Origin of the sequence: Shewanella pneumatophori (genome assembly GCF_023283895.1) — a bacterium.
Classification (GTDB): domain Bacteria; phylum Pseudomonadota; class Gammaproteobacteria; order Enterobacterales; family Shewanellaceae; genus Shewanella; species Shewanella pneumatophori.
Genome location: NZ_JAKILB010000006.1, coordinates 271,861 through 292,784 on the forward strand (window position 1 = coordinate 271,861; position 20,924 = coordinate 292,784).

The window sequence follows — 20,924 nt, forward strand, 5'->3', positions numbered from 1 at the left end:
TACAGCATCGGTGCCTGCTTATATATAAAGCAGTTAATTGAAACAGCTAAAAGAAGGCATAGCCAACACGGACTTGCAGCAAGCAGCAGGTTTCACTATTAGTTAATGGGATGTAACTATAAGAAAGTTAAGGTTCTTATTCTGAAAAATAAAAAAGCGTACAAGTGTACGCTTTTTGTCAACTTTAGCTATTTACTGTGCTTATAGCTTAGCTTCGAAGTGGTCAAACTGCTGTTTGATTGTCTCAGAAGGGGCATTAATCTTACTTACAATAACACCTGCTAGACTGGCTAAAATAAAGCCTGGCAAGATCTCATAAATATCGAAAATACCACCGTCTAGCTGTTTCCATATTACTACTGTTAACGCACCTACCACGATAGTGGCAATGGCGCCGTTACGACTATAATCGCGCCAAAATAGTGCTAACAATACAACTGGACCAAATGCGGCGCCAAAACCAGCCCAAGCATAGCTCACTAAGCCTAACACACTGCTTTCCGGATTGAGTGCTACAATGCCGGCAATGACAGCAATAGCGAGTACACCGATGCGGCCAACTAGCATAAGTTCGTTACTTTGGGCTTGTGGGCGTAACCACTTCTTATAGAAATCCTCAGTGATAACGCTTGAACAAACAAGCAGCTGAGAATCGATGGTACTCATAATTGCTGAAAGAATTGCAGCAATTAGCAGGCCACCAATCCATGGATTAAATGCAGCATGTGCAAGATGGATAAATACTGTTTCTGGATTCGTTAATGGCTCAGCAGCAAAATATAAGCTACCTGCAATACCTGTTGCCAATGCACCAATAAGAGCAAGTAACATCCAGCTCATGGCAATACGGCGAGAAACTGGGATATCTTTTGGTGTGGCGATGGCCATAAAGCGCGATAGAATATGTGGTTGACCAAAGTAACCTAATCCCCAAGCGAGCAGTGAAACAATCCCAAGCACAGTCGTGTCTTCACTGATAAACGCAAGCATCTTTGGATCGATGTTTTCCAATCCTGCTTGTGTTTCTGGCTGGCTCATAATAGCAACAGGCACTATTAGGAGGGCAACTAACATCAAACAACCTTGGAAAAAATCGGTCCAGCTCACCGCAAAAAAGCCACCCACGAAAGTATAAGCAACAATAATGGTTGAGCCTATGATTAACGCTAGGGTGTAATCTAAACCGAATACTTTTTCAAATAAGATAGCGCCGCCTACCATGCCCGACGAAGCATAGAAGGTGAAGAATACTAAAATAGTAACGGCTGAAACGAGTTTTAATATGCCTTTGTTATCTTCAAAACGTTTTTCAAAGAAGTCAGGCAGGGTCAATGCGTTATCAGTAAACTCGGTATAAACACGTAGTCGCTGCGCAACAAACAACCAGTTAAGCCATGCGCCAAACACAAGACCAAAACCAATCCATGCTTCACCGAGTCCGCCTAGATATACAGCGCCGGGTAAGCCTAGTAGTAGCCAGCCTGACATATCTGATGCACCAACACTCAATGCTGTTACGCCCGGCCCCATGCCACGTCCGCCTAGAATGTAATCGTCGACCGAATCTGTCGCTTTATAAGCCCATAAGCCAATTCCCATCATTAAAGAGAGATAGCCTATAAAAGTTATTAAAATGGGTAATTCAATTGTCATGTGTGATTCACGCTTCTTTTATTTTCGATGTGTGGGAGCGCTATGTTAACAGAAGTATGAGCTGGAGCCCAATAAAGGGGGGAAATGTGATGAATTACAACCAATAATGGCAGTTTGACATTATTGGTTGTAAAGAATTTAGATAAAGGTTTGCTTAATTTCGTTTTTAACGAAGTTGAGATCTTGGCTTTGCTCACCGACAAGTAACATATAGGCATTATCTGTTTCAAAGCCCATGCCTTTGTACTTATTATCGGCAAAAGCTTCTTCCAGCACTAACCTGTCTTCTAGTGGAACAATAAACAAGGTGACTTTACCTTGTTCGCCTTGCATTACTAGATGCAGGCTTTGCACGCCTTGGAAGTCACAATAAGTGCTATAAAAAACTTTGCCAGGTTGCTGGGTAAATTTCATATTTTGACCGCCGCGAAGCGAAGCCAATTGAAAGTTAACATCTTGATATTGCACGTCGTGGTCAATATGCAGCGCTTTGTCTTCGTGATACACGTGAGCAAGGGCATGCTGACTTAAGTCAACCGGTCCCATTCTGAGTAAGGTAAATGTCATACCAGCCAGAAAAGCCACAGATGCGACAAGAGCAAAGGCAAAACCGGTTTTGCGACGCTGTGTGTGATGGTGTTGCAATTGCTGTTTAAGTAGCAATTTGGCGGCAAGCTCATCGGGCACATCAATTTTCAATGCTTGGTCGATTTTACTATCGAGCTGCTTTAGATCATTTAAAAACGCATCATGTTCCGGTGAGTCTTTAGCAGCTTTAAGAAAGTCAGGATCTTGGTTATTTGGTTCACTGTAGGCCTGGCGGCGGAATTTTAGCTCATCCATTGGATTGCCCCCTGTGACTTGGTTGTTCAAGTACATCTTTCAATTGGTTTCTCGCGCGAAATAGTCGCGTCATTACGGTATTACGATTTAAGTCGAGGAGCTTAGCTATTTCATCGCCGCTGAATCCACCAATAACTTGTAGTAACAATGGTTCACGGTATTCCAGCTCAAGTTTGGCAATTTGTCGACGCAACAAGTGCTGTTCAGCATGCTCCTCGGTGCTGCATGACAAGGTATCTTCGATAAACTCTTGCTCGACATCTGAATAGTTAAATTGCTTACGTTCAAAACGCCTTGCGTTTTCACGGCGTAAAATCGTTATTAACCAAGACTTCGCGGCTTTTTCATCTTTTAAAGAATCAAGCGAACGCCAAGCCCGAAGGAAGGTTTCCTGAGTGATGTCTTCTGCAATATGTTTATCGCCGCATAGCCAATAGGCAAAGCGATATATATCTGCATGAAGTGCCCTGACAAGGCTATCGTATCGTCGTTGTTTGCTAACCATGTCTGAAGAGACCGTGGACTGTGACTTTTTATTTCGCCAACTTTCAAACATTTTTAATTTTTCTAATTGGATCAATAAAACACAGCTTAACCTTGTTACTTGAGGAATACCAATTACGCTGTTTATTTAGCGCTAGCTGCAGATTTAGAACATAGTTCCAGTTAACCTTGCCCTGGACTGACATTAGATATGGAAAAGGAGTTTGAAAACGGGGGGAGGTAAAAGGATTGCTGTAGATAGCAGTGAGGGGTTCGAGAAAGTAGATTTGTGGATAGGCGCGGAATAGCAGGGTTAAAAACAAGCGTGTGAAGCTATTGAGGCTGCCAATAAATAAGACTTGTAATAAACAAGGCAGGCAGAAAATTAAGCCCGAAAGCGCTTGATGCACCTTCGGGCTTTTTAGGTTTAAAGTGCTAAAACTATTATGGCTAAACCGAGTCAGGAGCGCTTTATTGCTGATTAAGGATTTAACTTACCCAACGCTGATGTATTAACGCTTTGCTGCTGTGCTTTTGCCGCTTTAACCACATTAATTAGCTTGGCGTAATCAACTGCTTCAGCTTGGCTTTGCAAGCCGCTTACTGGGCTAGTATTAACCGAGCTAGTATTTACAGGTGCATAAGCCGCTTTTTGTATAAGGTTAATGCTTTTAGCGATAAAGTCATCGGTCATTGCAATTTGACTTAATGACATTGGTCGCTGATAAAGCTCGGTGTAGTAACGGCTTATACTATTTAATACTCGGGTAGGGTTATTAGCATCACAAGCGGCTTTTAACTCTGCAAAACTTGAGCTTGGTGATGCGCTGGTAATTACCGCTTTAGTTGTAGGTTTTGCTTTGTTTTGTTTACGTGCATTTATCCATAGCATTAACGTAATTAGCCATAACAGCGCTAACACTAGAGATAACCATGGCCAGAATCCTGCACTGGTGTTGGTTGCGGGCTCTGGTGTTTGTAGCTGTTGTTGCTGTTGCGGAGCGGCTGCAATAGCGCCTTTTATTACAATAGTGCGTGCAGGCAAAGTGGCAAATTGCTGCTTATTTAAGTGCGGATTCCACCAAGGTACTTTTATCTCTGGCAGAGTATAAGTGCCGCCGCTTGTTGCTACAATCGCAGTGGTCTGTGTTAGTTGAGCCACCATTTGATTTTCACGTAAGAACGTATTGCGCTGCGCTTTTTCTGGATAGGTTTTTAATGCTGCAGGTGTCGATAGACTAATTTCCGGCAGACTCGTTTCGTCGGTATTTGATGCTAAAAGGGTAATTGTACGGGTGATCGGATCGCCAATGTTGTATTCAACAGTTTTATCAGGCCAATCTTCTTTTAATACCACCAAATCTGATACTAACCATTCGCCATGATAATCTTGGGGGATCGGCTTTATTTGTACTTTTATATCTGGCGCTTGAGTTTGAGTTGGCTTGCTTTCGTTAAACGAGAACATGGCACCATTGCGTCTTGATTGCACTAACACGTCACCAGCAAAGCTGGCGCCAGTGATGCTCAGCTCACCTGGTTGGTCGGCAATAATTGAATAATTTCGCTCGATGACTCGGTAGCGGCGGCCGTTAACAATTTCGGTGCTGTCGCTGTCTTCACCAAGCTGCTTGATTTGAGCGCCATTGAGATCGGGAGCATTTAATACACCACGCTGTAGTTCTAGAGCCAAATATAGCTTCACTTTATAGGTGAGCATTTGCCCGACATAGACCTCTTCATTTGAGAGGCTGGCGCGCATAAATATATTTTGCATTTGTTGTGGCTGAGAGCCTGCTTTCAGCACTGAAAGCTTGATTGGTGTTGAGCTAACCCCATCAATAGTAAATGCTGGAATAACAACATTCCCAGCTTTTTTAGGCGACAACAAAACTTGCCAGCGTGTTTCATTTGAAGCATCAAAATTCATGATCTTCTTGCTACGACTGATGCTGGTGCGGCCCACCATAAAGTCTTTGAGCAGTGCTGAAGTGTTTAATTTACCACTATTGATATCGTCATCAGCTGTGACGGTGAGCACCAGAGTTTCGCCTTCCATAATTGGGTTGCTGTCAACTGATGCTTGCAGTTGCGTCAGCGCACTTGCTGGAAAGGCAGTTAGGGCGAGAAGCGCCAACACAAAAATAGACCGTATTACCACTGTTCGTTTTCCTTAGAATTGATGCCTTGATGGCGACGTTTCTGATACTCAAGTTGCATTTTGTTGCGCAGTAATACCTGCGGATCATCGGCAATAGCGCGAAGCGCTCGCTCCATTTCTGGTGGCAGCGGCTCATCTGTGGCTAATGCTGTTGCGGCAACTTGTTCAGACAGTTCAGCTGACTGCTCTGGGTTTTCTTCAGTTTGCGCTGCTGAGTTTGATTGAGCTTGTTGCTCTGTCAGTTGTTTTTGCTGTTCAGATTGTTGAGCTTGCGGTTCGCTCGCAGAGGCTTGCATTTCCGCTTCATTGTTTGGCTGCTGCTCATTTGCTTCACTTTGACCGCTTTGTTGCTCACTATTTTGCTGTTCATTTTGAGCTTCATCTTGTTGAGATTGTTGCTCGCTATCTTGCTCTGAAGTTTGCTCATTATCTGATGATTGCTGCTCTGAATCAGACTGTTGCTGGTCATTAGATTGCTTATCCTGAGCTTGCGACTGACTATCCTGCGATTGTTCACCTTGTGATTGATCATTGTGTGACTGATCACTTTGCGACTGCTGACCTTGAGGATCACCGTCTTTGTTTTGCTGATCAGACTCTTGATTCTGATCGCTATTTTGCTCTTGTTGCTGTTGCAGTTTTTTGGCTAAATCCAAATTCGTTTGCGCTTGAGTAAAGCCGGCTGTTTGCTCTAGAGCGGCTTCGTAACGTTTTTGCGCTTGTTGATATTGGCCTTGTTGCATTAAGGCATTACCTTGGTTATATAAACCTTTGGCTGAGTTATCTTGCTCAAAAGCTGTCAGTGCTTCTGCATATTTGCCGGCTTTGTATAACGCGCTGGCTTGCCATTGAGGCTCAACAAACTGGTTAGCTGCAGCTTCATACTCCTCGGTTTTGTAGGCTTGCATCGCTTGTTGGTCTTGGGTTTGCCATAAGTTATCCCAAGTGCTGGCATAGACCACATTGTTTGGCTGCACAATAATCAATAGTGCTATGGCAGCTAACATGCCATTTCTAAAACTCAATAGTGCGGGAAGTAATAATAACAAGGCGACATAAGGGCCTAGGTCGACCCAGGTTTCACCTTGTAAATCACTGGCCTTGGTGTCATTTGTATTAGCAAGCCACTGTTTTATTTGTGTTATATCGCTACCGTCGGCACGGTTTGCGACCATGATGCCATTAGCATCACTTGCTAGCTCGTCTAATAGGCTATAGTCAGTTTTTGCTATGACCACTTGATTTGCGTTATCGCGCAGCAGTTGCCCATCTGGTAATTTTATGGGCGCACCTTGTTGACTACCAAAAGCAAAGATAGCTAAACGATAAGGGCTGTCTTTTACGGCTGACTGTGCACGTTTGAACTGTGCCGTTGAAATGCCATCGGTAAATAACACAATATCACCACGAAGGTGGCCACCTTGGCTGAGTAAAGACTGCGCCTGAGTAATCGCGGCTTCAAGGTTTGAGCCTCTAACCGGCATAATGCTCGGGGTTAATGTTGGCAGTAGATTTAGCAATGTAGCTTTGTCGCGGGTAAGGGGACTAATGGCAAATGCATCACCGGCATAAGCAATTAACCCGGTTTCGCCGTCACTGAGTTCACCAATTAGATCGGTTGCACGATATTTAGCTTGGGTTAAGCGATTTGGCGCTAAGTCGTCGGCGTACATAGATAGAGACATATCCATCACCAGCACTCGACCTTGGGTTGACTCATATACTGGCAGTGAGCGCTTTTCGAATGCTGGGCCTGTTAGTGCAAATACTGCAATAAACCATGCTATTGCTAGGTAATATACATTGTTGCGTTTTTTACTGCTTACGCCACCGACTAATATTTTGGCTAGGTGCGGTGCGATATAATGATCCCAACTTGAGCTTGCGGCTTTGCTTTTAAAAAGAATAAATAACAGTAGTGCCAACGGCACAAGTGCTATAAACCATTCTGGACGTAAAAAATGCATGGTTAACGTCCTCCTTTAGCTGCGTTAGCTTTATTGGTGGTTTTACGGCGGTTGATGCCAAAAGTGATGTAACTAAAAGACATAATAATTGATGCTAAAAGGGCTAAAGCTAGTGGCCAATAAAAAAGCTCGGCTTGCGGGCGATAGCTAAGTTGGTCACGTGCTACGGGCTCAAGGCTATCAATCACTTGATAGATCTTTTCCAGCTCTTCGGTATTACGTGCTCTGAAGTACTGGCCACCTGTGACACTAGCGATTTGCTGTAGCTGAGTTTCGTCTAGATCCATCGATGGATTGACGCGCTCTTTGCCAAACAAGGTTCTGCGCTCCATAACATCTGCGCCAACGCCTATGGTGTATATGGTGATCCCACGCTGCTTAGCAATTTCAGTTGCTTGCTCAGGCGAGATAGCACCAGCATTGTTGGAGCCATCGGTAAGCAGAATCAGTACGCGGTTACTTTGCTCTACTTTATCAAAGCGCTTTACCCCTAAAGCAATGGCTTCACCAATTGCGGTTTGCTTGCCGACTAAGCCGATTTGCGCTTCTTTTAAATATTGCGCTACAGTGCGTCTATCTTGAGTGAGCGGTGATTGTAGATATGCATGATCTGCAAATAAGATAAGACCAATTCGATCGCCTTTTCTGCGTTCGATAAAGTCACTGATGACATGCTGAATAAGGGTAAAGCGATCAACCGTTTTACCATCGAGTACCATATCCTCAATCTGCATACTGCCAGACAGATCCACCGACAGCATTAAATCGCGACCTTTACTAGGCAGCTCAATTGGCTCACCAACCCATAATGGTCTCGCGCAGGCTAACACTAATAGGCACCAAACAACCCAGTAACGTTTTTGGGTACGCTGACGCGTCTCTGTGACCACTTGATTAGATGACTGACTTGCACCGGGTAACACTAAGTGGCCTGTCATTGGCTTGCTTTGCTGTTTTTTTCTAAACAGCAGAGGTAAAGGTAATAATATCAATAATAAAGGCCAAGCAAGGGTTAACATGTTGCTCCCTCACTTTTTACTGCCTTTTTTAACGGCAAGGCGGATTTTATCCAGCGCTGGGCACAATTTCTAAGTTGTGTCTTATCTGATTCGCTAAATGCATTGGCTTGAAAACGTTTGGCCAGTAATTCGCACAACTCATCTTGCGGTGTACTGACTTGCTCATTTAACCATTTATACCAATCATTACCGCTAAGTTGCGCAACTTGGCTGCGCGGAGAGTAACTGAGTGCAGCACGTTTTAGAATGGCGCTGACTTCATAAACAAACTGTTCATTTTGCAGCTCTAATTTTGTTAGTTCGGTTAGTGCTGCATTTTTAGCTGCATGAATTTTACGGCGGTTTTTATACCAAATTACCGTAACAGCAATGCAGCTAATAATAAGGATTAGAGCAATCCAATATCCGTATGCAAATGGCCAAAGGCCGATCTCTGCTGGCGTTTGGATATCCTGCATGCCAGCGAGTGCAGGATTAGCTAAGCTAGTCATTTATCTCAACGCTCCTAATTGTTGATTTAAACGACGACCAGCATCGACGACTCGAGTTTGAACGTTCAATTTTTGCATCATTTCAATAAAGTTGTTTTGTAGCGTTTTTTGGCTCAAAAGCCATTGCTCGTAACTGTTACGATCAATAATTAGCTCTTTAGCACCTTCTCTAACCGGCAATTGAAAATGCTTAGGTAGCGTTAGCTCGCCTTGGCGCAGCGGGTCGGTAACTAAAAACGCGCCAATATCACAGTGCCGTTTTAAATCTGACAACGCAGCTAAGCAGGCGGGTGAAAAGTGACTACCGTCTGTAACGATCCAAATTAATGATCCGGGTTTGGCTAGGCGGCGCAAACGCTGACAGGCTTTGGCCATATGATCTGGTTCAGGCTCTTGAGTCAGGTTTTGCAATTGATTGTGGTGCAGCTTTTTAATTGCTGATACTACTTGCAAAATGCCTTGCTGACGACTGCGTGGTTTAAGCTCTATATGCTCATGTTCAGTAGCGATTAACGCGCCTAGACGATCGCCATGCATAATCGCATTCCAACCCAGTGTAGTGGCAAGATGTGCTGCTTGTACTGATTGCAACATAAGGCTTGAGCCAAAATATAAGCTGCTACTTAAATCAAGTAACAAAAGTACCGGACGTTCACGCTCTTCGACAAAAAGTTTGGTGTGTGCCTGACCGGTTCGTGCGGTGACGCGCCAATCTATAGTGCGCACATCATCACCACTTTGGTAATGGCGCACCTCGGCAAACTCCATACCTCTGCCTTTAATCAAACTGGCGCGGTGACCAGCAAGGCTTGCTTTCGCCTTGGCGCGTTTTTCTGGCAGCGCTTTGGCTAAGCTTTGGCAGGCTAGGAGTTCTTTTTCAGTAATATGAATGCCGTCGCTAAACAACGGCAGTGCTGTATCGACCATTAAGGAACCGCAACTTGAGAAAGAATATGGTTGATTACATCATCGGCGCTCACACCATCAGCTTGTGCTTGATAACTCAGCAATAGGCGATGACGCAGTACGTTAGGTGCAACGGCTTGAATATCTTCCGGTGACACAAAGTCACGCTCATATAAATATGCGCGAGCACGGGCACAACGCTCTAAAGATAGGGTTGCTCGAGGACTTACACCGTATTCAAGCCAGCTTGCTAGCTCTTGGCTATAAGCTTCGGGTTTACGTGTGGCCATAATGATGTCGACGATGTATTTTTCGAGAGGCTCAGCCAAATATATTTGCAGTGCATGTTCGCGCGCAGCAAATATATCTCCCTGAATAATTGGTTCTACATGCGGTGCTGCTTGTTTTAGAGCTTCGTTACGAGACATTCTCATGATCTCAAATTCAGTCTCTGCACTTGGGTAATCTAAATTCAGATGCATTAAAAAGCGGTCTAATTGCGCTTCAGGTAATGGGTAGGTTCCTTCATTCTCTAATGGATTCTGGGTTGCCATAACCAGAAATAGTTCTGGTAGTGGGTAGCTATGTTTACCGACGGTGACTTGGCCTTCGGCCATGGCCTCTAATAGCGCTGATTGCACTTTAGCTGGTGCGCGGTTGATCTCGTCCGCCAGAATGAGGTTGTGGAAAATTGGACCCGCTTCGAATTCAAAGGTTGCCGTTTGTGCACGATAAATATCGGTACCAGTTAAATCAGCTGGTAACAAGTCAGGCGTAAACTGGATACGATGAAAATCACCTTCAACGCCGTCACAAAGTGCTTTAACTGCACGAGTTTTTGCAAGACCTGGTGGGCCTTCAACTAACAAGTGGCCGTCGGCGATTAATGCAATTAGTAGATTCTCGGTGAGAACAGGCTGTCCTAAAATGACAGTGTTTAAGTATTCGCGTAACGCGTGAAATCGACTCAAAGGCATGATGCTACTCGGTTTATTTAAAGTTAGTAAGGTATAGACCAACCACATACTAAAAAATTCCCTATGGGTTTGGCTAGTACCAATTGATGTTAATAGGGCAAGGAGAGCTTTACTTGGTGACAAAATGACAGCTTTAATAGCTAACTAACGCTTTATAAAGCCTTTAATGGCGTAGCTTAATGAGTTTAATATCGAGAAAACGTTAGATTAATCATTGTTAACTAACAATTTTCTTATATTTTATAGACAAAAAAACAAACAGGTGTTTAAAACTTTTCATTAAGAAGTTAGAATCAGATCACACTTTAATGGTCAGACCTGTTTAATTTGCGGCAAATAGGTTTCTCAAGGATATAAAAAAGCGTGTGAATACACCACGCGCAGAATAAGAGGGCAAAAAATGAGTGATAGACAACAGGTGACAAATGCCAGAGGCGAGCGGATAGCGATTGTTTCCGGTTTGCGCACGCCATTTGCAAAACAAGCAACGGCCTTTCATGGTGTCTCTGCATTAGATATGGGCAAGATGGTTGTAAATGAGCTGCTGTCTCGCTCTGAGCTTGACCCTAAAGAAATTGAGCAATTGGTATATGGCCAGGTTGTGCAAATGCCTGCAGCACCCAATATCGCCCGCGAAATTGTACTTGGTACTGGCATGAATGTGAGTACTGATGCTTATAGTGTTACTCGTGCGTGTGCGACAAGTTTTCAGTCTACCGTTAATGTTGCTGAGTCAATAATGACTGGCAACATGGATATTGGTATTGCTGGTGGCGCAGATTCTTCTTCTGTTTTGCCTATTGGTGTTTCTAAAAAGCTTGCTCATGCATTAGTTGATTTGAATAAAGCGCGCAGCTTTGGCCAGAAAATGGCGATCTTCCGTCGGTTAGGATTAAAAGATCTGTTGCCGGTTCCGCCTGCAGTGGCTGAATACTCAACAGGCTTGTCGATGGGGCAAACCGCTGAGCAGATGGCAAAGACCTACAATATTAGCCGTGCTGATCAAGACGCTTTAGCTCATCGTTCTCACTCTTTGGCTACAGAAACCTGGAATGCAGGTAAGTTAGCTGAAGAAGTGATGACAGCCCACGTGCCGCCATACAAGGCATTTATTGATCGCGATAACAATATTCGTGAAGACTCAAAACTTGAATCTTACGCTAAGCTGCGCCCTGCATTTGATCGTAAGCATGGCTCGGTTACTGCAGCAAATAGTACGCCGTTAACTGATGGTGCTTCAGCGGTATTGTTAATGAGCGAAGGCCGCGCTAAAGCTCTAGGTTATACACCTATTGGTTATATAAAAAGTTATGCGTTTACGGCAATTGATGTATGGCAAGACATGTTAATGGGCCCATCTTATGCAACACCGTTAGCGCTAAAGCGCGCAGGTATGGAGCTGGAAGATCTTACACTTATTGAGATGCATGAAGCATTTGCGGCGCAAACACTAGCGAATATGCAGATGTTTGCTTCGAAAAAATTTGCTGCCGAAAAGCTTGGCCGGAATCGTGCAATTGGTGAAATTGACATGGCTAAGTTCAATGTTCTTGGTGGCTCTCTTGCTTATGGTCATCCATTTGCTGCAACCGGTACACGCTTGGTTACCCAAGTATGTCATGAGCTTAAACGCCGCGGCGGCGGTACAGGTCTCGCAACAGCATGTGCTGCGGGTGGTTTAGGTGCGGCAATGATTGTTGAGGTGGAGTAATCACATGGAAAAGACATTTAATTTAAGCCGTCGAGAAGACGGGATCGCTGTACTGACAATGGACGTGCCTGGCGAAACCATGAATACACTACGCAGTGAATTTGGTCCGGAGATCTCTGAAGTATTAGCGGAAATCAAGTCTGATAGCAGTATTAAAGGTTTAGTGCTCATTTCTGGCAAACAAGACTCTTTTGTTGCTGGCGCTGATATTTCAATGCTTGATGCCTGCAAAACAGCTGAAGATGCAAAGTTTTTATCGCAACAAGGCCATGTGGTATTTAACGAATTAGAAAACCTTTCAATTCCGGTTGTTGCTGCGATTAACGGTGCGTGTCTTGGTGGCGGATTAGAGCTAGCGTTAGCGTGTCATAAGCGTGTGTGTTCACTGCATCCTAAAACTATGATGGGGGTGCCAGAAGTTCAATTAGGTTTATTACCAGGTGGTGGCGGTACTCAGCGTTTACCGCGGTTAGTTGGTGTGACTAAAGCACTGGATATGATGCTAACGGGTAAGCAACTTCGTCCTAAGCAAGCTGTAAAGTTGGGTCTTGTCGATGATGCTGTACCCGAGTCTATTTTATTGCGTACTGCAGTCGAAATGGCGTTGGCCGATAAGCGCCCAACAAAGAAAAAGAAACAGTCCATCGTTAACCAAGTGCTTGAAGGCACCAGCGCTGGACGAAATATCATTTTTGATCAAGCTACAAAACAAGTCGCTAAGAAAACCCAAGGTAATTATCCTGCGCCAAACAAGATTATTGATTGTGTTCGACAAGGTATGACTAAAGGCATGATAAAAGGCCTTGAGGTTGAAGCCAGCCATTTTGCTGAACTTGTTATGTCAAAAGAATCTGCAGCGCTACGCAGTATTTTCTTTGCTACAACTGAGATGAAAAAGGAAACTGGCGCAGGTGATGTTGAGCCACGGCAGGTTAAAAAGGCAATGGTACTCGGTGGTGGGCTTATGGGGGGGGGTATTGCCTCTGTAACCACGACTAAAGCAAAGATCCCAGCTCGAGTTAAAGACATTAATGAAGCTGGGCTGAGTAACGCATTAGCCTATGCATATAAATTGTTAGATAAAGGCGTTAAGCGTCGCCATATGACGCCAGCTGTACGTGATAACACTATGGCATTGATGACAACCACAACAGAATATAAAGGCATTAAAGATGCCGATATTGTTGTTGAAGCTGTGTTTGAAGATTTAGCCCTCAAGCATCAAATGGTTAAAGATGTTGAGCGTGAGTGTGGTGAAAATACTATTTTTGCATCGAACACGTCATCTTTGCCGATATCACAGATCGCAGAGGTGGCTAGTCGACCAGAAAATGTCATTGGTTTGCACTACTTTTCGCCAGTTGAAAAAATGCCTTTAGTTGAAGTCATTGCACATGAAAAAACATCGGCTGAAACCATTGCGACTACGGTAGCATTTGCGAAAAAACAAGGTAAGACGCCAATCGTAGTTCAAGACGGTGCAGGTTTTTATGTTAACCGTATTTTAGCCTTGTATATGAATGAGGCCGCGCAATTACTGTTAGAAGGGCAGAGCGTTGAGCACCTTGATAAGGCACTGGTTAAGTTTGGCTTTCCTGTTGGGCCCATGACATTGCTCGATGAGGTCGGGATTGATGTAGGAGCTAAGATCTCACCGATTCTAGAGAATGAGTTAGGTGAGCGCTTTATGGCACCTGCCGCGTTTGACAAGTTGCTTGCCGATGATCGTAAAGGCCGTAAAAATGGCAAAGGTTTCTATCTCTATGGTGGTAAAAAGAAGACTAAAGAAGTAGATGAAACAGTCTATAGCGTTTTGGGTTTAAAACCTGGTGTTGACACTGAAGCTTCAGAAGTCGCTCAGCGCTGCGTGGTACAAATGCTCAATGAAGCGGTTCGCTGTTTAGATGAAGGCATTATTGCTTCAGCTAGAGATGGTGATATCGGTGCTATTTTCGGCATTGGGTTCCCACCATTCTTAGGCGGCCCTTTCCACTATATCGATACATTAGGCGCAGGTAATTTGGTTAAGATGTTAGAAAATTATCAAACGCGATATGGCGACCGATTTGAGCCAGCCGCAAAACTCAAGCAGATGGCCAGTGAAGGAACCCGTTTTTTCGATGCTTAAGCAAATAAGTATCGATGTACCGAACAATGCTATTGCACAAAGAAAGTACTTGCTTTAGCTAAACTGATACTGTTTGAATTAACAAGGCGGCAACATTTTGCCGTCTTTTTTTGTGCCAAAGGTAAGGGGGTGCCTAAAAAACATTCTCTTTTAATGTGTTTTGTCTATATAATGACCGCCTTGGCTATGGCTAGGATGGCAAGCTTATTTGAAGTGAGGTGTAGATAAGTGGAATTTGTTATTGGATTTATATTAGTTTATTCAAGTTACTTGCTCGGAAACTCTGCGTTCAATGCAGGATTGCCAGTTAAACGCTGGGCGTTATTAGGCTTAGCGGTAGGTCCTGTAGCCTATCCGCTACTGAACTCACATAAACAGCTGGCTTACCGCAAAGCGATGGGAAAGCAGGGCATACTCATACGTTTATAGCTTAATGGATATGATTATTCATTTTAGGTTCTTACTCACTGCACCTAGCGAAATATTTATGATTGAATTGAAGCAATATGGCTGAGTAGAACATAACAAAAAAGGAGCTTAGGCTCCTTTTTGTTATTCATTAACCACTTAGGTCGTCATCAATTACTTTAAGGTAATCGACTAATTCCACCAACCTTTTGCTGGAATAACTTCTAAATGGTTCAAGCCTTCTGGAAGCTGAACTTTTTTACGAGCAGGCTTTGCTAATCCAAATATTTTCATTAATGAATCAAACATAATTTCACCTCTCTGTCTTTCATTTTTAGCTTTAGTTCCACCAACCCTTGGCTGGAATAACTTTTAAATTGTTTAGTCCTGCAGGTAGAGGCTCCTTCTTACGAACAGGCTTCTCGAATCCTAGGGCTTTAATAATTGAATCAAACATAATCAAACTCCCTACTTAAGCAGTTACTTGATTAATAAACTTGATGTTCGGGATAGCTGCTGTTTGAACTGGCTTAAACTTAATGTTCGGGATAGCTGCTGTTTGAACAGGCTTAAACTTGTTGTTTGGGATAACAGCAGTTTGAACAGGCTTAAACTTGATGTTCGGGATAGCAGCAGTTTGAACAGGCTTAAACTTAATGTTCGGGATAGCTGCAGTTTGAACAGGCTTGAACTTAATGTTCGGGATAGCTGCTGTTTGAACAGGCTTAAACTTAATGTTCGGGATAGCTGCAGTTTGAACTGGCTTAAACTTAATGTTCGGGATAGCTGCTGTTTGTAGTGGCTTAAACTTAATGTTCGGGATAGCTGCTGTTTGTAGTGGCTTAAACTTAATGTTCGGAATAGCAGCAGTTTGAACAGGCTTGAACTTAATGTTCGGGATAGCTGCAGTTTGAACAGGCTTGAACTTGATGTTCGGGATAGCAGCAGTTTGAACAGGCTTAAACTTAATATTCGGGATAGCTGCAGTTTGAACAGGCTTGAACTTGATGTTCGGGATAGCTGCAGTTTGAACAGGCTTGAACTTGATGTTCGGGATAGCTGCAGTTTGAACAGGCTTAAACTTAATATTCGGGATAGCTGCAGTTTGAACAGGCTTAAACTTGATATTCGGGATAGCTGCTGTTTGCATAGGCTTGAACTTGATGTTCGGGATAGCTGCAGTTTGAGCAGGCTTGAACTTGATGTTCGGGATAGCTGCAGTTTGAGCAGGCTTGAACTTGATGTTCGGGATAGCTGCTGTTTGCACAGGCTTAAACTTGATGTTCGGGATAGCTGCTGTTTGCACAGGCTCAAACTTGATGTTCGGGATAGCAGCAGTTTGAACAGGCTTGAACTTAATGTTTGGGATAGCAGCAGTTTGAACAGGCTTAAACTTAATGTTCGGGATAGCAGCAGTTTGTACAGGCTTAAACTTAATGTTTGGGATAGCAGCAGTTTGAACAGGCTTAAACTTAATGTTTGGGATAGCTGCGGTTTCTACTGACTTAAACTTGATGTTTGGAATACCAGCTAACAGACTAATCTGGCTAGTTTCTACTGAATTAACATGAAGAGATGTTATCTCTAAGCTATTTTGAGACGCTGTAGCTGAAAATGCGCCAACAAGTGCAACAGATGTAATTAATCCTTTAATTGTGTTTTTCATTTTGTACCTTCTCATAGAGTATTAAATATAAAGTTATATTCTTGACTTAATGAAAAGGTACTTGCAGTTGTTGTGCCAATGATAAAAGATTGTTGTTGTTTAGTTTCTTGTTCCGTCAATTGGAGGCAGATATTGGTTATTTGCGTCTAGGCGTAATAGCTTGGTAAATTCGGATTCAGTGACAGCTTTACTAAATATATAACCTTGGATCTCTTCACACTTAAGAGCCTTTAATATATTAAGCTGAGAGGTTTCTTCAACGCCTTCGCCAACTACAGAAAGCCCCATGTTATGGGCGATAGTGATAATTGAATCCACCATTTTTAAATCGCGATCTGATTTATCAATGTCATCAACAAATGCTTTATCAATTTTTAATGTATGGATAGGAAATTGCTTTAAATAAGATAATGAAGAATAGCCAGTACCAAAATCATCTAGTGCTAAACTCACTCCCATTTTAGCAAGTTGCTGCATTACCTTTATGGCTTTTTCTGGTTCTCTAATTACCGTGCCTTCGGTTATTTCTAACTCTAAATTAGCTGCTGGTAATTGAGTAAGTCGTAAAATTGACTCTATTCGCTGCTGAAGATCGGGTAATGCGAATTGTTTCGACGATAAATTGACGGCGACTCGACCATTAAATAAGCCCTGACTTCGCCATTTCTGCGCTGCAAAACAAGCCTTTTTAAGTACATGATCACCAATTTCTACAATTAAGCCATTCTCTTCAGCCAAAGGGATAAACTTATTAGGCGGAATGAGACCGTGTTCTGGGTGATTTAAACGAACTAAAGCTTCCATCCCCGCCATTTGCCCAGACTTTAAATCAATTTTAGGTTGGTAATACACTTCAAACAGATCGTCTTTCAAGCCTTCGCGAATAAGGTTTTCAACTTCGAGCTGTCTAATAGCATTTTTATTTAGTGATTCGGAGTAAAACTGATATCTATTACCTCCGGCAGATTTTGCATGGTACATGGCAATATCTGCTTTTCGTAAAAGAGCTTGTTCGTTCTGGTCATCTTCAGGGTAAAGCACAATACCGATACTGACACCAACAACAACTTTCTCATTGATTAATTCAAAAGGTACTTCAAAAGCATGGATAACGGTTTTAGCAATTACGGCACTCGTACCGATATCTGGATTTTTATCGATAAGAATTGCGAACTCGTCTCCGCCAAGGCGGTAAATGCTAGTATGTCCGGGTACGGCCGCTTCAATTCTTTTTGCAACTTGAATTAACAGGTCATCACCGACTTGATGACCTAAAGAGTCATTAATTTTCTTAAAGTTATCTAAATCTAATACCATTAATGTATGGTGGGAGTCTCTCTTTACTAAGTTGCCTAATGTCACCATTAAGTTTGAACGGTTGGGGAGGTTAGTGAGTAAATCATTGTTGGTAAGTTTTCTCAGTTCCTCTTCCTGTTGTTTACGGCGACTAATATCAGAAAATACCCCAACGTAGTGAGAAAGCTCTCCTTGTTCATCGTAAATAGCATCAATGGAAAGCTCCATCAGAAAACTTGTGCCATTACCTTTTAATGCTTCGACTTCATTATTCCAACGTCCTTGCTGCTTTAAGATTGAGCGGATCTGTTCGGAGTAGCTATCAGGGTATAAATCAAAGTTGAAGAGAGTGCCGGTAAACTCATTTTTGTGAAGCATGATTTGATCGCAACATGCTTCATTGACCTCTACAAACCTAAAGTCACTATCAAGGATAAACATGCCTTCTGAAATATTTTGAATCGCGCGTTCAAATAGCTTTAGTTGCTCTTCTGCTTGTTTAAAGTGAGTGATATTTTTAATCGTGCCAGTCATTCGTAGCGCATTATCGTGCTCATCACGTTCAACAATTTTGGCTCTATCTAAAATCCACACCCAGCCTTCAGCCTTGCCCTTAACTCGGTATGCTGCTTCAAAGTGATCGGTTTCGCCATAGAAATGTTTATTTAACGCTTCTCTAACTCTTTCTTGATCCATAGGGTGAATATTACTTTCACCACTTTCGTTTCCTGAACGCTGACCATCTTGAGGGAATTCTAATGATCCCCATATGTTAGAACGATAAATTTGACCTGTTTCAATATCCCAATCCCACATTTCATCGCCACTGCCCCATAAGGATAGTTTGAGGCGCTCTTCACTTTTAGCTATCTGTTTTTGAATTTCACGGCGACGTAAAATTGTTCTGACTATCATGATGGATATGAGTAAGGCACAAAGGAAGTAGACGGACTTTGCTGAGTTAGATAGCCACCAAGGAGGGGTGATTTCTATTTTTAGCTCGGTTGTTTCTCCCCGCTTACCTGTAATTGGATCTATGGCGTAAATTAAGAAGTTATATTCACCAGGAGATAGATTGGTGTAGGTTGCTGAATTTGTGCCTTTGGAGTGTATCAAAGACTCTGAGAGCCCTTGCATTTGATACACATAGTCAATATTACTGAATGTACTACCTGGACTGTTGAAATAAATAGTAAATGGGTAGTCAGAATATTTTAATTGGATTTCAGCCGTTTTTGATAGTTGGCTCTTCAGTATACCTTGATCAACATTCTCTGAAATATTGAATATTTTAAGGTCACTTAATGTTACTTTAGGAGGAGTATTATCTCGTAGATAACTCATTAACTTATCAATTGGGATTATAGTGATACTAAAAAAACCACCAACATAGGTTTTATCATCCTTGCTCAGTATTGCATGTACATTGTATTCTTCTTGGACACCTAAATCTGTATTTACAACAAATGTTCTTTTACTATTTGTAATTATTAATTCACTTACAGATGACGCTATGATGTTGTCAGCATTTTTTGATATCGAGAAAATTGGTTTGTTATTCTTATAAATATTTTCAATATGACCTGTATCGACATTTAAGGTATTTAGCCCTGTACCTGTTCCGAAGTACACTTTGTTACCACTAATTGCAAGGCTAATAACGAGTTGTTCGGAGAACACGGAGGTCACTTCATTGTTTGCAAACCTAAAGAGTCCTCCTTGAGTTGCAATAAAAACAGTATCTCTATAGGTCTTTATTTCAAAGACAGGGTTACCTTGGTCGATTATGAATTTTTCTTTGAGTTTTGTTTTTATTTGAAAATTGATAATTGAGCCTGAGTTGGTACCTACTATTACTTTTGTTTTATCAGTGCTTGATTTTACAATAAATGAAGGTTCTGGATCTAATGTCTCAATAATTCCAGTTATTGTATCAATAGATATAAATCCACTAGCGCTCGCTACATATATAGAACTATCTATTAAAATAGCCGATTTAGGTCCTTGTGATTTTGAATTGAAGGAACCAAGTAATTTCAAATCGGTACTGTAAGCTTTGATTATGGGGTCGTCAGTTGCAACGAGTAATGACTCTTTATGCGTTGCTATTGACCAGACATTTTTTGTTGTTAGCTTTTTTGTCTTAATTATATTACTACTTTTATCGATTATAATTAGTCCACTATTCTGGTTAATTATAAAATCCTTGGTAATGCCCTTTATGACAAGAGGGGACTCGATGTCTGTAACGTTATCTTCAAAACTTCCCAATAAAACAGGTGAGTTTATTGATGAAACATCAAAAACTTCGTTTTTAGATAGAGCAATGATAGACTTTCCTTGGTAACTGGCACTTTGGTATATATTTTTGCTTACTATCTCTAGCTTTTCATCTTTTACGCTAAAAACTCCTTCGGGAGAAAATATGTATAGCTGATCCTTAATGCTATACATAGAGGTAGCTGATTTAGTAATAGGAGTGGAAATGTTTGATAACTTTATGACTGTTCCAGCATAATTCCTAATAAATAAATCATTTTTTATTTCAATAATTTGCTTGGCTGCACCAAACTCTCCGGAGATCAACTCTTTGATTTTTAATTTAGGTAAACTTGACGAGATTGCGAGTTCATCGACCACTGTAATGGAGTTTTCAGAACCTAAATAGAGATGATTATTAGATTGGCTAATACTCCAGATTGCATTGTCGACTTTTGCTCCTAGTGAGCTGGAAGATATAACTTTATCTTTAATTCTATCGTATATCGCTAGACCTTTGTCTGTGCCTATATACATGGTGCCGCTGTCACTTATAAACAGACTGCGTATAAATGCGCTCGGAAGTTGATTATCGACAGACGGAAAGTAGTGTTTAAAGTCTTTTCCATCGTAGCGATTCAGTCCATTTACGGTGCCGATCCAGATATATCCATCTTGATCTTCCACAATCGAGGTTACATTACTCTGGGATAGGCCATCGGGTACACCTAATGCCGTTGAATTAAGGGTGAGTGCTCGTAAAGGCGAAGCCCAAACGAGAGTGATAATGAACAAAAAAATCGCTTGCAAAATAATTTTAGGCATATGTTTTTGTTTGATTATTCGCCAATAGAAAGGATAAATTATTTGTTGATTACACTTTTTCAGAAAGTGACGTCATTGTCAAAAAAATGAGAGTTAATTGTAGTTGATAATCATTGCATTTATGAGAATAG

The 20,924-nt window shown here is 42.1% G+C and carries 14 protein-coding genes; 3 read left to right on the forward strand and 11 right to left on the reverse strand.

Annotated features, from left to right (window positions below; all coding sequences use genetic code 11):
• Positions 1 to 201 precede the first annotated feature (201 nt).
• The 9 genes from putP to L2740_RS11790 all read right to left on the reverse strand — a co-directional run bounded on the left by putP (position 202) and on the right by L2740_RS11790 (position 10,500).
• Entirely contained in the window at positions 202 to 1,653 is a 1,452-nt protein-coding gene (gene putP / locus L2740_RS11750; protein ID WP_248950393.1) for a sodium/proline symporter PutP, read from the reverse strand.
• 138 nt (positions 1,654 to 1,791) lie between these two features.
• A complete protein-coding gene (locus tag L2740_RS11755; protein WP_248950394.1) occupies positions 1,792 to 2,496 on the reverse strand; it encodes a DUF3379 domain-containing protein in 705 nt (234 codons plus the stop codon).
• Positions 2,489 to 3,052, reverse strand: coding sequence for a sigma-70 family RNA polymerase sigma factor (locus tag L2740_RS11760; RefSeq protein ID WP_248950395.1), 564 nt, complete (start codon positions 3,050 to 3,052; stop codon positions 2,489 to 2,491). Before L2740_RS11760 ends, L2740_RS11755 begins: the two co-directional genes overlap by 8 nt.
• Before the next feature lie 408 nt (positions 3,053 to 3,460).
• Positions 3,461 to 5,140, reverse strand: a complete 1,680-nt coding sequence (locus L2740_RS11765; RefSeq protein WP_248950396.1) for a BatD family protein — start codon at positions 5,138 to 5,140, stop codon at positions 3,461 to 3,463.
• On the reverse strand, positions 5,134 to 7,107 hold the full coding sequence (locus L2740_RS11770; protein WP_248950397.1) for a vWA domain-containing protein: 1,974 nt from the start codon (positions 7,105 to 7,107) through the stop codon (positions 5,134 to 5,136). Before L2740_RS11770 ends, L2740_RS11765 begins: the two co-directional genes overlap by 7 nt.
• A gap of 2 nt (positions 7,108 to 7,109) precedes the next feature.
• A complete protein-coding gene (locus L2740_RS11775) occupies positions 7,110 to 8,126 on the reverse strand; it encodes a vWA domain-containing protein (protein ID WP_248950398.1) in 1,017 nt (338 codons plus the stop codon).
• On the reverse strand, positions 8,120 to 8,617 hold the full coding sequence (locus L2740_RS11780; RefSeq protein ID WP_248950399.1) for a DUF4381 domain-containing protein: 498 nt from the start codon (positions 8,615 to 8,617) through the stop codon (positions 8,120 to 8,122). The genes L2740_RS11775 and L2740_RS11780 overlap by 7 nt, the downstream gene beginning before the upstream one ends.
• Positions 8,618 to 9,544 carry a DUF58 domain-containing protein gene (locus L2740_RS11785; RefSeq protein ID WP_248950400.1) on the reverse strand — a complete coding sequence of 309 codons (927 nt, stop codon included), beginning with the start codon at positions 9,542 to 9,544 and terminating at the stop codon, positions 8,618 to 8,620.
• Positions 9,544 to 10,500 carry an AAA family ATPase gene (locus L2740_RS11790; RefSeq protein WP_248950449.1) on the reverse strand — a complete coding sequence of 319 codons (957 nt, stop codon included), beginning with the start codon at positions 10,498 to 10,500 and terminating at the stop codon, positions 9,544 to 9,546. The genes L2740_RS11785 and L2740_RS11790 overlap by 1 nt, the downstream gene beginning before the upstream one ends.
• 400 nt (positions 10,501 to 10,900) lie before the next feature.
• Here L2740_RS11790 and fadI point away from each other — a divergent pair, with 400 nt between their 5' ends.
• The 3 genes from fadI (at position 10,901) to L2740_RS11805 (ending at position 14,768) form a co-directional block, all read left to right on the forward strand.
• Positions 10,901 to 12,211: an acetyl-CoA C-acyltransferase FadI gene (gene fadI / locus L2740_RS11795; RefSeq protein WP_248950401.1), complete on the forward strand. Its 1,311-nt coding sequence runs from the start codon at positions 10,901 to 10,903 to the stop codon at positions 12,209 to 12,211.
• Between the two features lie 4 nt (positions 12,212 to 12,215).
• On the forward strand, positions 12,216 to 14,339 hold the full coding sequence (gene fadJ, locus L2740_RS11800; protein ID WP_248950402.1) for a fatty acid oxidation complex subunit alpha FadJ: 2,124 nt from the start codon (positions 12,216 to 12,218) through the stop codon (positions 14,337 to 14,339).
• Positions 14,340 to 14,567: 228 nt separating this feature from the next.
• Positions 14,568 to 14,768, forward strand: coding sequence for a hypothetical protein (locus L2740_RS11805; RefSeq protein ID WP_248950403.1), 201 nt, complete (start codon positions 14,568 to 14,570; stop codon positions 14,766 to 14,768).
• Positions 14,769 to 15,219: 451 nt separating this feature from the next.
• Here L2740_RS11805 and L2740_RS11810 read toward each other — a convergent pair whose 3' ends face one another.
• Together L2740_RS11810 and L2740_RS11815 are read right to left on the reverse strand one after the other, a co-directional pair.
• Positions 15,220 to 16,413 carry a hypothetical protein gene (locus tag L2740_RS11810; RefSeq protein ID WP_248950404.1) on the reverse strand — a complete coding sequence of 398 codons (1,194 nt, stop codon included), beginning with the start codon at positions 16,411 to 16,413 and terminating at the stop codon, positions 15,220 to 15,222.
• Positions 16,414 to 16,512: 99 nt separating this feature from the next.
• Positions 16,513 to 20,793: an EAL domain-containing protein gene (locus L2740_RS11815; RefSeq protein ID WP_248950405.1), complete on the reverse strand. Its 4,281-nt coding sequence runs from the start codon at positions 20,791 to 20,793 to the stop codon at positions 16,513 to 16,515.
• Positions 20,794 to 20,924: the final 131 nt, after the last annotated feature.

What these genes read in the sequence shown, in the direction of transcription:
- putP (WP_248950393.1), bottom strand. Translation starts at nt 1,653, where the DNA reads ATGACAATTGAATTACCCATTTTAATAACTTTTATAGGCTATCTCTCT.
- L2740_RS11755 (WP_248950394.1), bottom strand. Translation starts at nt 2,496, where the DNA reads ATGGATGAGCTAAAATTCCGCCGCCAGGCCTACAGTGAACCAAATAAC.
- L2740_RS11760 (WP_248950395.1), bottom strand. Translation starts at nt 3,052, where the DNA reads ATGTTTGAAAGTTGGCGAAATAAAAAGTCACAGTCCACGGTCTCTTCA.
- L2740_RS11770 (WP_248950397.1), bottom strand. Translation starts at nt 7,107, where the DNA reads ATGCATTTTTTACGTCCAGAATGGTTTATAGCACTTGTGCCGTTGGCA.
- L2740_RS11775 (WP_248950398.1), bottom strand. Translation starts at nt 8,126, where the DNA reads ATGTTAACCCTTGCTTGGCCTTTATTATTGATATTATTACCTTTACCT.
- L2740_RS11780 (WP_248950399.1), bottom strand. Translation starts at nt 8,617, where the DNA reads ATGACTAGCTTAGCTAATCCTGCACTCGCTGGCATGCAGGATATCCAA.
- L2740_RS11785 (WP_248950400.1), bottom strand. Translation starts at nt 9,544, where the DNA reads ATGGTCGATACAGCACTGCCGTTGTTTAGCGACGGCATTCATATTACT.
- L2740_RS11790 (WP_248950449.1), bottom strand. Translation starts at nt 10,500, where the DNA reads ATGCCTTTGAGTCGATTTCACGCGTTACGCGAATACTTAAACACTGTC.
- fadI (WP_248950401.1), top strand. Translation starts at nt 10,901, where the DNA reads ATGAGTGATAGACAACAGGTGACAAATGCCAGAGGCGAGCGGATAGCG.
- fadJ (WP_248950402.1), top strand. Translation starts at nt 12,216, where the DNA reads ATGGAAAAGACATTTAATTTAAGCCGTCGAGAAGACGGGATCGCTGTA.
- L2740_RS11810 (WP_248950404.1), bottom strand. Translation starts at nt 16,413, where the DNA reads ATGAAAAACACAATTAAAGGATTAATTACATCTGTTGCACTTGTTGGC.
- L2740_RS11815 (WP_248950405.1), bottom strand. Translation starts at nt 20,793, where the DNA reads ATGCCTAAAATTATTTTGCAAGCGATTTTTTTGTTCATTATCACTCTC.